Origin of the sequence: Porphyromonas endodontalis ATCC 35406, assembly GCF_000174815.1 — a bacterium.
GTDB classification, from domain to species: domain Bacteria; phylum Bacteroidota; class Bacteroidia; order Bacteroidales; family Porphyromonadaceae; genus Porphyromonas; species Porphyromonas endodontalis.
On sequence record NZ_ACNN01000037.1, the window covers coordinates 15,729 to 29,790 of the forward strand.

The window sequence follows — 14,062 nt, forward strand, 5'->3', positions numbered from 1 at the left end:
ACCCCTAAATACTGCACGAGGCTGAGAAAATATTTTTCCCAACCTCGCTATCCGTTTGAAAATGAGTAGAATATTTTATTTGTTTAGGTCTATTCCCTCTAGTAGTTTGTCGAATACTTCCCCTCGGGTAATTACGCCATTCTGTACAGCGACTGTTTCTATCTCCCCTTGGGCACTCACAGTCCCATCAGGGAATAGGATGTATTGGTCGAAGATAAGTTTTACTCCCTTTTTGCGGCAGTTGATAGCACTTGTAAAGCGATCTCCACTGCGAAGTGACTTCTTATAGGTGATGGATACTTTGTACACGAAGGCGTCGATGCCTGCTTCGTGCAGTGCGCCAAAGTTTTCTCCCAACGACTCTAGAAACTCGTGACGTGTATGCTCCATATAGTGTTGGTAGTTAGCATTGTTTACAACGCCTTGCAAATCGCATTCGTAATCGCGTACTTTTAGATCAATTGAGAAAAGGTAATTCTGTTCTTTCATCTCTCTTTCTGAGTAGGTTTAATGGTTTGTATTTATTTGTTTTGTGTTTCTGTTCCAAAGGATTCTTGCCGCTCCGTTCGCTCCTCGAAGAGGTATACACGATCTCCGGGGCGCACCTTAGAGGGAACGGGGATAGATACGCGTGTACCTTGTTCCCCTCGCTCTATGGGTTGTAGGTCGAAGCGAATTTCTTGCAAGGTGGTGCGAACTAGGCCGGTTGTTGGTCCTGTGATTAGGATTTCGTCCCCTACGGCCAAACTGCCTGCCTCTAGGCTTAGTTCTGCTACCCCTAGTTTGCTAAAATAGTTAGTCACTTTGGCTTTGTATACCTTTTGTTTGGTAGCGGCTGAACCATAAATGGGCGTCCACTCGCCGAGGCGTTGTCCCAAATAGTATCCATCCCAAAAGCCCCGATTGAAGACTGTGGATAGCCGGGCATCCCACTCCGCAATGCGCTCGGGAGTATAGGTGCCTTCGCAGATTGCCTCTATCGCTTCTCGGTAGCACCGCACTACGGTATCTACATATTCTGGTCCTCGTGCTCGCCCCTCAATCTTGAAGACGCGCACTCCGGCATCTATCATCTTATTGAGGAAATGGATGGTTTTGAGGTCTTTGGGCGACATGATATTGGCGTTCTCCACCTCTAGTTCTACATCGCTCGTCTTGTCATATACGCGATAAGCTCGTCTGCAAATCTGCCCACACGACCCCCGATTGGCACTCTTATTTAGCTCGTGCAAACTTAAATAGCATTTGCCCGATACAGCCATACAGAGGGCACCATGAGCAAACATTTCAATACGGATCGCCTCGCCTTTGGGGCCTGTAATTGGTTCTGTTTCTATCGCCTGATGTATAGCGTCCACTTGCTCCATGTTGAGTTCTCTGGCAAGTACCACTACATCGGCAAATTGAGCATAGAAGCGCATGGCTTCTGTATTGGATATGTTGAGTTGTGTAGAGAGGTGTACCTCTACTCCTACCTTGCGTGCATAGGTCATAGCTGCAACATCGGAGGCAATGATAGCCGATACGCCGGCTGCCGCTGCATCATCAATAAGTTGTCTCATATAGGTCATATCCCCATCATAAATAATGGTATTGACCGTTAGGTAGCTTTTTACTCCGGCTTCGCGACAGATTCCTGTGATCTTATAAAGATCTTCTCTTGTAAAGTTATAGGCACTTTTGGAGCGCATGTTAAGCCCCTCAATGCCAAAATAAATGCTATCAGCTCCGGCGTTGATGGCTGCCATTAAGGATTCGTATGAACCTGCCGGAGCCATTATTTCTAGAGAATGTAGCTCTGTTTTTGCTGCACTTTCGATCTCTTTCATGCCACAAAGGTAGTACATGGCTCACAAAAAATGATCGTTCATTTATATCAGTGCAGGATTGCGACTTTGATATGCCCTTGGGGAGAGGGGTTTATTTCCTACCCAAAAGTCCCTTCCCTCTCTGCCTGAGATTTTTTTATTTTATAGCCTGGAACAGAAAATTTATTGGGAAGGATTGCGATGTAGTTTTGCCCTATGTACTCATGCATTATTGCGCGTGATGTTGTCTTGCTCTGTATGGTGTGGAATGATTGAAAATGGAGTTTGTAGATGGGATAGGAAAGATATAAAACGTATTGATGATGTATCCCCTTAATTGTGTTGCACTCTCCCCTCAGCACGCCGAGCCTTCTTTCTCCATAGCTGTACTTTCAATCCTATTCATTAAGAAAAATGATAAGTAGGATCCTTATATTAGTTTCCTGGAGAATAATCCACTAGTAAGGGTAATATAAAGTCTTATGTTGCTTAATTTGGTTAAGATGTTGAAATTTGACACTTGAATCAAAATATATATCTATCTTAGCGAACAAACAACGAGAAGAGGGGTAGTATCAATATCCTCACCCTATCTTTTCAGTTCTGTTGCTGCTTGCAATAAAATTGCTGCAAGATATAAGACTCCATAATAACACTAAACAATTATTGATCAGATGAAAGCAAGAACGCTGTTGAAACTCTTCGCACACTCTCTCCTCCTTTCACTATCCGTCTGTGGAGTAGTTCTGGCTCAAGATTCAGACTCAGAGTGGAAGCCTCTTAAGGGCTTTGACTACACTGCTCAGACTATTGACGGGCAACGTCTTAACATTGATTCTCTTATGAGGGCTGGTAAGAAAGTCGTCTTAGACTTTTCTGGTACATTTTGTAGACCTTGCTGGGCTATACATCAACGAGGTACTGCAGAACGCCTTTGGAAAAAGTACGGTCCTCCAGGGAGTGATGAGGTTTTCTTTATTTGGGTTGAGGCTACTGGGGCTAGTAAAGCTACCATTGAAGGAAAAGAAGGGGATACTCTTGGCGACTGGACAAATGGCGGCACCATTCCCTATCCGATTGTTTCTGATGCCCATATGGCAGATGCCTTAGGAATTCCCCTCTCATACGTCCCCTGCATCGTGCTGCTCTCCGCTCATGGTACTTATACGGAGGTACAAGAGATATTACAAATTAGTGAAGAGGGCGTTTACAACAAGAGCAAGGAGTGTCTTTCTGCACAAGATGTTCCCGTTGTTCGGGATCTCTATGCTCCCACCTGGGGCATGACAAATAAAACGCCCTGTGAGATACAAGCCTATGTAGGGTCTGTCTCTCCAATTACGAAGTATATTTGGCAAGTCAATGGTCAGGACTATGAAACTACCTCAGAGCCTCGCTTAATTTTGAATTGGCCAACAGAAGGGGAGATAGAACTTGCACTGACTGCTGTCAATCAGCATGGAGCGAGCACGCCTCTATCCAAGCGAATTAAGGTGCGATTGGGCGAAGAGAAGACTCCCTTACCCATCAGAGAATCCTTTGAAAAAGAGGGCTTGATAGACTGGAGCCGTGCAGATGTAGATGGAGACCTTATCGGATGGACCTCCCTCTCTCAGGAGCTCTCGCGTCTCCAGGTGCCTGAAGATCAACTCTCTGCAAAGACTATGGCACACTCTGGCGAAGATTGTATGGTTTCTTGGTCTTTCTATCCGACAGAGTTTAAGAGCTACACAAATCTAGTAGGCTATAGAGTACCAAGTAAGAACTGGCTCCTCCCTCCTTCTATAAGCGTACCAGAGGGCGAGGAGATAGAGACGCTTCTCACCCTGTATGCTCGCTCCTTTAGCAAGCAATTCCAGCGACAGGACACCCTCTCTATATATTACGTGCCGGCTCCGGTTAATCCGCTCTCTTGGACAGAAGGAATGGTTAAACTACTAACAACTCCTGTATCTTACAATTGGAAAAAGGTTGAGTGCGACTTATCTCCTTTCCGAGGACAAAACATCCAGCTCATACTTGCCCACGAGACCTATGGAGCTACAGGACTACTGATTGACGATTTCTCTATTGAGACAACGATCCATCAAAGCACCTCCTCCCTATCTTCCAACCAAGGAGAACTCACGATCATCAATGGCATACTCTATCTAGACCTAGACACCTCCTCTGATATTGAGTGGTATCTATACCACATCACAGGAGAGCTACAAGGCCGAGGTGTGCTGAGTAACGGATCGCGCCAACTAACTTCAGCCCCCTTCCCTAAAGGTCTATACATCCTCTCAACCAAAGGACCTAAAGGTCGCTACTCCTATAAGATCCAAATATCCTAAGACTACTTACTAACAAACTCAATAGACTAAGAATTATGATGCGAAGAACTACTTCTTTACTTCTGACCTTTATCCTCCTCTGCTTTGGGGGTGGATGTACTTTGTATGGTCAGAACAAGATTACTTTGACTACCAAGAAAACCGTTGGAGAGCAGATTAAACTGCAGATCAAGCCTGTAGCAGGCGCCTCTCTATCCTATGAGGGGCTAGAGGAAGATGCCAGCGGCAACTACACTGTGGGTTCCAGTACCTTCTCTATCGTGGGTGATGTAGAGGAGCTACGCTTTACCAATTGTGGCATCACGGCTGCCTCCTTCTCTCCTCAGCACAGTACCCTGAAAGCGGTATGGGGCAATTTCAATCAAATGGTTGGCACCATTGATCTCTCTGGGGCACCCAAGCTAGAGACCTTTGTTGTCTCGAAGAATCTCCTTTCGAACGTCAATCTAGCCAACTGTCCCAAGCTTTCGCTCATCTACGCTGATAGGAACTCTCTTGAGACAATAAATATTGAGGGGTGTAATGCTCTCACGTTCCTCTCCGTCTCGACTAACTGTCTAGGTTCGCTACTGTTCCCCTCAGAAGCAAGTGGTCTAAAGGAGATAAGGTGCGAAAACAACCAAATTTATGGAGAGGCAATGAGAGCGACTCTTCGCTCACTACCCGACCTCAGTGCATCCTCGGAGTGGGCGAGCATATTATTGGTCAATCAGAGGAACAAGGACGAAAAGAATTGGGCATGGCATTCCGACATAGTCCAAGCCAAGGAGCAACGAGGTTACCTTTGCAATGGCATTAGTGAGGAAGGTGAAATTGGGGATTATGAGGGCATAGAAGACCCACAGGTAATCACCCAGCAGGTATCTATGACTATTGGAAGTGACTTTGTAGGACAATCTAAATTTATAACCATTAAGGGGGTTGGAGAGATCTCTATCGATGGTGTAGAGGAGGCTTATGACCCCAATCGAAATAGCTACACCTTTACAAAACAAGAGGTAACCATACGTGGCGAGGTCACTGACCTTACCTGCTCCATACTTGGGCTTACAAAACTCGACGTCTCTCAAGCTACCTCTCTTGCCAGACTAGACTGTAGCTCTAATGCACTCACGGAGCTTGATCTGTCCAATAATACCAAACTCGAGAAGCTCATCTGTCTCAACAACAAGATCGCTCAGCTAAGCCTAGACAACCATGCCGAGTTGACAGAATTCAATAGCTCTAACAACGAACTCACTCAACTCAGCATCAAAAATAGTCCCAAGCTCAGCAGATGTGATGTATACCTCAACAACCTATCCACGGAGGCATTAAATACTTTCGTTGATGGGCTGAGAAGTTGTGAAGAAGATAGCCACGGTATATTGGTTGTCATTGACACAAAGAATAATAAGATTCGCGAGCGCAATAAGCTCACCAATGAGATCATTACCTCTGCTCGTGGCAAAAACTGGGATGTGTATGATTGGGCAGCCGGCAATGCCGTTCAAATAACTGACATTGTTATCTCTGACGCTCTCATTACTCTAGAGACCGGACTAGCCATAGGAGACAAGATTGCTTTAGAGATCAGCGGATCAGATAATGTAGCTATAACAGGTGTTGCCGAACCTTTTGAAGCTTACTACAAAGAGTATACACTGACCGATACCAAGCTCACGATACAAGGTGACGTCAAAGTCCTAGTATGCAGTGGGCAGAAGATCCAAAAAATTGACGTTTCTCAATGCCCAGTTCTAGAGGATCTGCACGCTTACAAGAATGAACTCTCCAGTTTTACCATCTCTAATCACAAGAATATCAAGCGACTCCTACTGAGTGAAAACGCCCTTACCGAGGTGAACGTCTTAAACTGTGATAACCTTGAGACTATATCCCTCTGGGGTAACAAGCTACAAGGTATAGGGCTCAGCAATTGTCCCAAGATTACCTATGTAAACTGTATGCGCAACAATATCGGAGACGAGGCCTTCCAGCAATTCGTTGAGGCGCTCCCCACCATTCCTGGTGCTGCAGAGGCAGGAGTCTTTATGGCCGTAGATACCCAGTGCAACCCAAGTGACAAGAATGTCCTAAATAAGAGTACTGTAGATAAGGCAATAGCCAAGCATTGGCTTGTCAAGGACTTTTGTGGTGGGAAGTTCGGAGAAGAAGGAGCTCCCTTCGAGGGAAGTGACGTCGCTGTAGACAAGGTTGCAGAGTCTAACCTAGCTATCTACCCGAATCCAGCTACAGATTGGCTCTACATAACGGGAGCTGCTCCAGGTGCTTCCGTATCTCTACATGCACTCGATGGTCAACTCCTATACCAAAGCACTACTTCCGCTGTAGGTGCTACCTCTATAGAGCTAGTTGCTCTCGCTCCTGGATGCTATATCCTCCAGGTTGGCTCTGATAAAAAGCAAATTATCAAGCAATAGCTTGTAGGGAAGAGGTTGTACTCTCCTCTTATATTCTTTGTTTGAGAATTGAATGAAAAAGGGACTTGGTCAAAGGCCAAGTCCCTTTTTCGCTTTATATGCTCTTGACTGCAGCGGCTACTTATGGGAGAGAAAACGAAAAGTACAATGTATCCGATAGGAAAATCTGCAGGAAAGCTATTCTTAGAGCGAGGTACCAAAAAGCTCTTGCCCTCACCTGTAGTTGAGGTAGCTTACTACAAGGTCTATGACACTAGAAGGGGTGCAGGTAGTAGAACTCGGCTATTCGAAGTGATGCAACAGATTGGTCAAATGGAGTAGAGCTTCCTCCTTTCTTGGGGATTACCGATATCTAGTGCTATAAGATACCTACAAGTGTCTAGTTGTTAGTTGCTACCTAGGAGAGAGGAGGTAATTGTTCTGTATTTTATGAACTATATTCTAAGATTCTATTCTCTTCTTTCCTTTTCTGTTAGAGAGAATCCTACAGTCTATCCTCTTGTGTATCAGTGTTATTTATAACACCCTTTCTCCCTTTCTTTTTGTCTTGTTTTCTCTTCTTGTGTATTATTTTACTCACTCCCTTTCTATGCTTTTTCTACACTTTGTAATGCGCGTTTGCCAAGTGTGTATTCCAAACTTATCAATTCCTCTTACCCAAAATGTGGTGAAAGTAGATTTTTATACCTACTTTTGTGGAGCAAAAGACAAGTGTAGATCTGCGATAAACCATTTAGTATGGAGAGTAGTGTATTGGAGCATAGGGCTGTAGTTAGTGCTGTATATGCTGATAGAGTGGTAGTTACTATCACGCAATCGAGTGCGTGCAGTGGGTGCCATGCCGCCAAAGCTTGCACTGCTGCAGACCATAAAGAGCGCCCTATTACGATATATCGCCCGATGGGAGAGTATAAAATTGGGGAGCCAGTATTACTCAAAGGTCGTTATGCCATGGGTAATACGGCTGTGGTGATTAGCTTCGTTGTACCTCTGGTATTGTTGCTCGTTGTTGCATTGCTTGCTGTGCATGTTTTGCACCTCAGCGATCTTTATGCAGCTCTTTGCACTTTGGGGGGAGTGGGAGTGTACTATCTTATCCTTTCTTTCTTCCGCAAGTCGCTGAGTAAAAAGTTTGTCTTCTATATAGAGAAAATCCAATCTAACTAAACGATATGATACTAACTCTTACAGTTATTGTACTGGGAGCAATTGCGATTATCAGTGCATTGCTACTCTATGTTGTGTCGAAGAAGTTCGAAGTACAAGAGGATCCTCGTATTGGTGCAGTGGCAGAGGTACTACCTCAAGCCAATTGCGGCGGTTGCGGGTATCCCGGGTGTGGCGGCTTTGCATCGGCATGTGCAGGAGCAGAATCGCTCGATGGTCTCTTTTGTCCCGTAGGAGGAGCCCCTGTGATGAGCAAGGTGGCTGAGATTTTGGGTATGGCAAGTGCAGCATCCGATCCCCTGGTTGCTGTAGTTCGTTGTAATGGTACTTGTGAAGCCCGCCCTAAAGTGAATGAGTATCAGGGTGCCCGAAGCTGTAAAATTGCTTCTGTACTCTATGCTGGTGAAACAGGGTGTTCTTTTGGTTGCCTTGGTCTAGGCGATTGTGCAGACTCTTGTGGGTTCGATGCCTTGCATATGGATGCCACTACAGGGTTGCCCGTTGTGGATCAAGATAAGTGTACTTCGTGCGGAGCATGTGTGAAGGCGTGCCCTAAGACCATTATTGAGCTGCGCAAGAAGGGGCCTAAGAATCGTCGTGTCTTTGTCTCTTGTGTCAATAAAGACAAGGGTGGCGTAGCCATGAAGGCTTGTAAGAACGCTTGTATTGGCTGTGGTAAGTGTGCTAAGGAGTGTCCATTTGGTGCTATTACCGTAGAAAACAACCTAGCATATATAGACCACACTAAGTGCCGTTTGTGCCGTAAGTGTGTGGCTGTATGTCCTACTCACGCCATTCATGAGGAGAATTTCCCTCCTCGCAAACCTGAAGCTCCAAAGGAAGAAGTTGCTGCTAAGCCTGCTGCTCCCAAAACCGAGCAAGCCGCAGAAGCCCCCACTAGTGAGGCTCCTAAGGTTGTAGCTCAGCCTACTGCCCCTCAGAGTGAAGCTCCACGAGCTAATGCGTGACATACGTAATTTATTAGAAGGAAATACATCGATCATTTATAGATACTATGCAGAGGACTTTTCGTATCGGAGGTATTCATCCTCCCGAAAGTAAGTTGTCGGCCGGGCGCCCTATAGAGGTATTGCCCTTGCCTAAGCAGGCTGTGATTCCTTTGGGGCAGCATATTGGTGCTCCTGCACAGGCAGTAGTTGCCAAGGGAGACCTAGTAAAGGTGGGTACTCTTATAGCAAAAGCAGGAGGCTTTGTTTCTGCTAATATCCATTCTTCTGTATCGGGTAAGGTAGCAAAGATAGATGCTATCTATGATGCAAGTGGGTATAAGAAGCCGGCCATCTTTATAGATGTAATAGAAGATGAGTGGGAAGAGTCTATAGACCGCACGCCTGATCTCAAGCGTGAGTGTGCCCTTTCTGCTAAAGAAATTGTAGATAAGATTGCCGAGATGGGCATTGTAGGGATGGGGGGAGCTACCTTCCCAACCCATGTAAAGCTCTCTCCTCCTCCAGGACAAAAGGCAACTGTACTTATCATCAATGCCGTAGAGTGCGAGCCCTACCTTACGAGCGACGACGCTCTGATGCGTGAGCATGCCGAAGAGATTATGGTGGGATGTACCATCATTATGAAGGCAATTGGGGTAACTGAAACTAAGATAGGTATCGAAGTTAATAAGCCCGAAGCTATCAGCATAATGGAGAAGGCTGCAGCTTCTTTCTCGGGTATTGAGATCGTTCCTCTCAAGAAGCGTTATCCGCAAGGTGGTGAAAAGCAACTTATCGATGCTGTTATTCGCCGCCAAGTTGCAAGTGGCGCTCTTCCTATCTCTACGGGTGCTGTAGTGCAAAATGTAGGTACGGTATATGCTGTTTACGAGGCTGTACAGAAGAATAAACCTCTTCTCGAGCGCGTTGTAACAGTTACGGGTAAGATGCTTCAGAAGCCCTCTAACCTCCTTGTGCGCATTGGTACTCCTATGATTGACCTTATCAATCATGCCGGTGGAATGCCCGAGGATACCGGTAAGGTAATTGGGGGTGGTCCTATGATGGGACGCGCTCTCGTTAATACGGAAGTACCCGTAGCTAAGGGCTCTAGTGGTTTGCTCCTCCTTAATCGTAAGGAGTCTACTCGTCGTCCTATGCGTGATTGTATCCGCTGCGGTAAGTGTGTGGGAGTATGTCCTATGGGGCTTAACCCTGCCTTTATTATGCGTGATACCGTGGCTAAGAACTGGGATAGCTGTGAGAAGATGAATGTAGCGGACTGTATCGAATGCGGTTCGTGTAGCTTCACTTGTCCGGCAGATCGTCCTCTATTAGATCACATACGTATCGGTAAGCAGACGGTAATGGGTATCATGCGTTCGCGTAAACAATAAAAACCTCATACAGTGATTCAAGAGTGATGGAAAATAAATTAATCATAACGCCTTCCCCTCATATCCATAGTGGGGATAGCATCAGCAAGAATATGTACGGGGTGCTTATTGCACTAATCCCGGCGTTCCTCTTCTCGGTGTATCAATTTGGTTGGCATGCTCTTTTGGTAACGGCTATCTGTATCGTTACCTGTTGCCTAACTGAGTGGTTTATTACTCGTTTTATGCTCCGCCGCGAGACTTATATTTTGGATGGCTCGGCTATCCTTACGGCGGTGCTCCTCGCTTTTAACCTCCCTGCGGAGCTCCCTTGGTGGATTGTCGTATTTGGTGCTTTCGTTGCCATTGCTATTGGTAAGATGGCATTCGGGGGACTTGGGAATAATGTCTTTAACCCTGCATTGGTAGGACGTGTCTTCCTCCTTATTTCGTTCCCTGCTCAGATGACTACTTGGCCTGTTGCCAACAAGCTCACTGCAATGGTGGATGGGGAGACGATGGCTACGCCTTTGTCTCTTATGAAGCAGGCAATTCACGGCGATACGAGTGCCCTTGAGCAACTACCTTCTCATCTTGATCTTTTCCTTGGGCTAAACCCGGGTTCGATGGGAGAGATTTCTGCAATAGCATTGCTTATCGGTCTTGTGTATATGCTCTGCCGTAAGATTATTACTTGGCATACTCCTATTTCGATCTTCCTCTCGGTAATTGTTTTTGGTGGTATTCTTTGGCTCATTAATCCCGAAGTTTATCCTGATCCTATCCAGCACCTAACGACCGGAGGTCTTATGCTTGGTGCCATCTTTATGGCTACGGACTATGTTTCTTCTCCCATTACGCATCGTGGTCAACTCATCTATGGTTGCTGTATTGGGTTGCTAACTGTGATTATCCGTACATGGGGAGCCTATCCGGAGGGGATGTCGTTTGCCATTCTTATTATGAATGCCTTTACGCCCATCATTAACCTCTATGCGAAACCTAAACACTTTGGAGAAAAGATAAAGAAGGAGGCTACGAAATGAAAAAGCTTGCATCTACATTCCCCAATATGCTCCTATCGCTTACCCTCATTTGCTTGCTTGTGGGGGCTATCCTAGGAGTTATGAAGTCGGTTACTGATGAGCCTATTGCCAAAACAGAGCTTAGTAACAAGATTGCTGCCATCGAAAAGGTTGTACCCGAGTTCGACAACAATCCCCTTGATGAGGTACAAGAGTTCAAAGAGGGTGAGAAAGACGTTGTGAAGGTGTACGTGGCAAAGAAGGCTGGCGAAGCTGTTGGTTATGCCGTAGAGACCTTTACCAAAAATGGTTTTGGTGGTCGTATCGACCTTATGGTAGGTTTCGATGCCAAGGGCGTTATCTGTGACTTCTCAGTACTCAAGCATGGTGAAACTCCAGGACTCGGAGCCAAGATGGACGAATGGTTCCATGCCGACTCCAAAGGTGGTAATATCCAAAATATGAAAGGTGTGGATATGGCTGCTGAGAATGGTACGCTAGTGGTTGCGAAAGATGGCGGTAAGGTGGATGCCATTACGGCTTCTACCATTACAAGTCGTGCCTTCCTCGATGCTGTTAATCGTGCTTATAAATATTATTTAGAGGCTGTCGGTAGTGCACCTGCCGGTGCTGAAGCTACGGATGCTTCTGCAGATGTACCTCAAGACGAGGCTTCCACTGCAGCAGAAACCCCCTCTACTGAAGATAATGCGGCTCCTGCCGAGAAAGGAGATAACAAATGAATCAATACGTAAAGACGCTTACTAATGGATTCATCAAGGAGAATCCTACTTTTGTTCTTCTCCTTGGTATGTGTCCTACGCTGGCAACAACCACATCGGGCAAGAATGGTCTTATGATGGGGCTTGCTACAACCTTCGTGCTTATCTGCTCGAATTTGGTTATCTCGATTCTGAAGAAGTTGATCCCGGATGCTGTGCGTATCCCTGCATTTATTGTGGTGATCGCCGGTTTCGTAACGGTATTGCAGCTTCTCATCCAGGCTTTCCTCCCCGATCTAAACAATAGCTTGGGTATCTTTATCCCTCTTATTGTGGTAAACTGTATCGTATTGGGTCGTGCAGAGTCGGTAGCTTCTAAGCAAAACCCTGTGCTCTCTATCCTCGACGGAGTGAGCATTGGCCTTGGTTTTACTATGTCGTTGACCATTCTAGGTTCGGTACGTGAGTTCATCGGTTCGGGTAAGGTATTTGAGCAGCTCATTTACCCCGATTCGTATGGAGCATTGCTCTTTATCCTTCCTCCGGGAGCCTTCATGGTATTGGGCTGTCTTATTGCTCTCTTCAACGTAATCACGAAGAAGTCTTGATGATTTGTAGAACCCTTAATACGATTGTGTTATGCACTATATAATGATTATAATCGCGGCAATTTTCGTCAATAACGTCGTATTGTCGCAGTTCTTAGGGATCTGCCCTTTCTTTGGGGTATCTAAGAAGATTGATACAGCTGCCGGGATGGGTGCTGCCGTTACATTTGTGCTTGCTATTAGTACGATGGTAACTTTCCTCATCAATCAGTTTGTATTGGTTCCCTATCAACTTGAGTTCTTACAAACGATTGCATTCATTTTGGTAATCGCTTCGCTTGTGCAGATGTTGGAGATGGTGCTTAAGAAGGTTTCTCCTCCACTTTATCAAGCGTTGGGTGTATTCCTCCCTCTTATCACTACCAACTGCTGTGTACTAGGGGTGGCTATCCTTGTAATTCAGAAAGAATTTACCTTCCTAGAGAGTTTGATTTACGCTATTTCTACAGGTTTGGGCTTCTTCTTGGCAATGGTAGTCTTTGCAGGAATTCGTGACCAAGTATCAAAAGCCAATCTCCCCAAGGCTATGAAGAATATCCCTATTGCCATGATTAGTGCCAGTATTTTGGCTATGGCTTTCATGGGATTCAGTGGTATCGCTTAATTGCTAGTCGATTCAGGAGATTCGGTAAACAACCGAATTTGAAAGAGAATGGAGCGGTGTTGTTCCCCATCTAGAGGGGGAGCAGCACCGCTTCTTTGCTGATACATTCTACCTCGGGTTCATGAATGGAATAAATCTTTTCCGGCTGTTACGTCTTTGTGAGAGAATGCTTTCAAATCTTTCGATTATTTCAGTGTAGAGAGAAGTCTCTTCAAGATTACGCTTGACCTCTCGAACTAATCTTCCTTCGCACGAGTTATTCGATTATTACCACGAGAAATAATCCATCGTATGGCAAAGAAGCATGACACGGATAAGCACGCTAAGGGGGTCAATTCGTGGAGCCACATGGTGAGTATGATTTTCAGTAAGTTCTTCGGAAGAGTTTCCCTTCGTCAAATTTCCGAGGGGGGACAGTCCGCCGTAGGTAACCTTAAGAACCTCGATCTTTCTCGTGCTCCCTCTAAGTCCAATATATCGGATATCAGAATACCAAGAGAAGCTCTAAATTCTTTGAAGATGTTTTTATGCCCTTCTGCAATATTTCGGACAGCATGGCGAGCTAAAAGTGCAGAGGTATTTGAAGTCAAAAATCGTACTCTTGGATTCAATCTTTATACCTAAGCATGTATGATTGGGCCTTATACACCTGTTGCCGAGAAGAGCAATGAGTTAGAAGCCATTCCGGAAGTCTTGGATAGATTGGATTTGTCGGGGGCTGTCATCAGCATAGATGCCATGGGGACTCAAACCAACATCGCGGAACAGATTGTCCAATCAGAAGCCGACTACATTCTAAGTCTAAAAGGCAATCAAAAACACTTGTATGAGGATGTTCAGGATTGCTTTACAGGACGATATAGGTGTCATAGTTATGAGACCTTGGAGAAAAATCATGGTCGTATTGAGAAGCGAACCTATACCATGTTACTAGTTTCAGAAGTCTTTGAGGAGGGGGAATATAGTCAATGGCAAGGCTTAAGAAGTTTAATTCAAGAGGAGCGTGAGATTACTAGTTTAGAGGGAGAGACTCGCATGGATAA

The 14,062-nt window shown here is 45.5% G+C and carries 12 protein-coding genes and 2 pseudogenes; 11 read left to right on the plus strand and 3 right to left on the minus strand.

Annotated features, from left to right (window positions below; genetic code table 11):
* Nucleotides 1-75: 75 nt before the first annotated feature.
* A complete protein-coding gene (locus POREN0001_RS08825) occupies nucleotides 76-489 on the minus strand; it encodes an acyl-CoA thioesterase (protein WP_004335390.1) in 414 nt (137 codons plus the stop codon).
* 32 nt (nucleotides 490-521) lie between these two features.
* On the minus strand, nucleotides 522-1,829 hold the full coding sequence (locus tag POREN0001_RS08830; protein ID WP_052296722.1) for a peptidase U32 family protein: 1,308 nt from the start codon (nucleotides 1,827-1,829) through the stop codon (nucleotides 522-524).
* A gap of 653 nt (nucleotides 1,830-2,482) precedes the next feature.
* Here POREN0001_RS08830 and POREN0001_RS08835 point away from each other — a divergent pair.
* The 9 genes from POREN0001_RS08835 (at nucleotide 2,483) to rsxA (ending at nucleotide 13,019) form a co-directional block, all read left to right on the plus strand.
* Nucleotides 2,483-4,144 (plus strand): TlpA family protein disulfide reductase, encoded by a 1,662-nt coding sequence (locus POREN0001_RS08835; protein ID WP_040581655.1) that lies wholly within the window; start codon nucleotides 2,483-2,485, stop codon nucleotides 4,142-4,144.
* 35 nt (nucleotides 4,145-4,179) lie between these two features.
* Complete coding sequence (locus POREN0001_RS08840; protein WP_004335423.1) at nucleotides 4,180-6,567, plus strand: T9SS type A sorting domain-containing protein; 2,388 nt, start codon at nucleotides 4,180-4,182, stop codon at nucleotides 6,565-6,567.
* A 738-nt stretch (nucleotides 6,568-7,305) separates the two neighbouring features.
* Nucleotides 7,306-7,734 (plus strand): SoxR reducing system RseC family protein, encoded by a 429-nt coding sequence (locus tag POREN0001_RS08845; RefSeq protein ID WP_004335415.1) that lies wholly within the window; start codon nucleotides 7,306-7,308, stop codon nucleotides 7,732-7,734.
* A 5-nt stretch (nucleotides 7,735-7,739) separates the two neighbouring features.
* A complete protein-coding gene (locus POREN0001_RS08850) occupies nucleotides 7,740-8,702 on the plus strand; it encodes a Fe-S cluster domain-containing protein (RefSeq protein ID WP_004335413.1) in 963 nt (320 codons plus the stop codon).
* Nucleotides 8,703-8,749: 47 nt separating this feature from the next.
* Nucleotides 8,750-10,081 carry an electron transport complex subunit RsxC gene (gene rsxC / locus POREN0001_RS08855; protein WP_004335428.1) on the plus strand — a complete coding sequence of 444 codons (1,332 nt, stop codon included), beginning with the start codon at nucleotides 8,750-8,752 and terminating at the stop codon, nucleotides 10,079-10,081.
* A 26-nt stretch (nucleotides 10,082-10,107) separates the two neighbouring features.
* Nucleotides 10,108-11,106 carry an RnfABCDGE type electron transport complex subunit D gene (locus POREN0001_RS08860; protein ID WP_004335435.1) on the plus strand — a complete coding sequence of 333 codons (999 nt, stop codon included), beginning with the start codon at nucleotides 10,108-10,110 and terminating at the stop codon, nucleotides 11,104-11,106.
* Nucleotides 11,103-11,828 carry an RnfABCDGE type electron transport complex subunit G gene (locus tag POREN0001_RS08865; protein ID WP_004335399.1) on the plus strand — a complete coding sequence of 242 codons (726 nt, stop codon included), beginning with the start codon at nucleotides 11,103-11,105 and terminating at the stop codon, nucleotides 11,826-11,828. The genes POREN0001_RS08860 and POREN0001_RS08865 overlap by 4 nt, the downstream gene beginning before the upstream one ends.
* Nucleotides 11,825-12,415 (plus strand): electron transport complex subunit RsxE, encoded by a 591-nt coding sequence (gene rsxE, locus POREN0001_RS08870; protein ID WP_004335421.1) that lies wholly within the window; start codon nucleotides 11,825-11,827, stop codon nucleotides 12,413-12,415. The genes POREN0001_RS08865 and rsxE overlap by 4 nt, the downstream gene beginning before the upstream one ends.
* Before the next feature lie 31 nt (nucleotides 12,416-12,446).
* Complete coding sequence (rsxA, locus tag POREN0001_RS08875) at nucleotides 12,447-13,019, plus strand: electron transport complex subunit RsxA (protein ID WP_004335431.1); 573 nt, start codon at nucleotides 12,447-12,449, stop codon at nucleotides 13,017-13,019.
* Between the two features lie 94 nt (nucleotides 13,020-13,113).
* Here the strand turns inward: rsxA and POREN0001_RS09420 are convergent.
* A pseudogene (locus POREN0001_RS09420) lies at nucleotides 13,114-13,265 on the minus strand (IS5/IS1182 family transposase); the annotation flags it as partial.
* 45 nt (nucleotides 13,266-13,310) lie between these two features.
* Between POREN0001_RS09420 and POREN0001_RS09720 the strand changes: the two are divergent.
* A complete protein-coding gene (locus tag POREN0001_RS09720) occupies nucleotides 13,311-13,643 on the plus strand; it encodes a DUF4372 domain-containing protein (protein WP_040581656.1) in 333 nt (110 codons plus the stop codon).
* A gap of 27 nt (nucleotides 13,644-13,670) precedes the next feature.
* Nucleotides 13,671-14,062 (plus strand): annotated as a pseudogene (locus POREN0001_RS08885) (ISAs1 family transposase); the annotation flags it as partial.

Coding starts and splice junctions, on each gene's coding strand:
- rsxE (WP_004335421.1), top strand. CDS start 11,825: ATGAATCAATACGTAAAGACGCTTACTAATGGATTCATCAAGGAGAAT.
- POREN0001_RS08835 (WP_040581655.1), top strand. CDS start 2,483: ATGAAAGCAAGAACGCTGTTGAAACTCTTCGCACACTCTCTCCTCCTT.
- POREN0001_RS08865 (WP_004335399.1), top strand. CDS start 11,103: ATGAAAAAGCTTGCATCTACATTCCCCAATATGCTCCTATCGCTTACC.
- rsxC (WP_004335428.1), top strand. CDS start 8,750: ATGCAGAGGACTTTTCGTATCGGAGGTATTCATCCTCCCGAAAGTAAG.
- POREN0001_RS08850 (WP_004335413.1), top strand. CDS start 7,740: ATGATACTAACTCTTACAGTTATTGTACTGGGAGCAATTGCGATTATC.
- POREN0001_RS08825 (WP_004335390.1), bottom strand. CDS start 489: ATGAAAGAACAGAATTACCTTTTCTCAATTGATCTAAAAGTACGCGAT.
- POREN0001_RS09720 (WP_040581656.1), top strand. CDS start 13,311: ATGGCAAAGAAGCATGACACGGATAAGCACGCTAAGGGGGTCAATTCG.
- POREN0001_RS08840 (WP_004335423.1), top strand. CDS start 4,180: ATGATGCGAAGAACTACTTCTTTACTTCTGACCTTTATCCTCCTCTGC.
- rsxA (WP_004335431.1), top strand. CDS start 12,447: ATGCACTATATAATGATTATAATCGCGGCAATTTTCGTCAATAACGTC.
- POREN0001_RS08860 (WP_004335435.1), top strand. CDS start 10,108: ATGGAAAATAAATTAATCATAACGCCTTCCCCTCATATCCATAGTGGG.
- POREN0001_RS08830 (WP_052296722.1), bottom strand. CDS start 1,829: ATGAAAGAGATCGAAAGTGCAGCAAAAACAGAGCTACATTCTCTAGAA.
- POREN0001_RS08845 (WP_004335415.1), top strand. CDS start 7,306: ATGGAGAGTAGTGTATTGGAGCATAGGGCTGTAGTTAGTGCTGTATAT.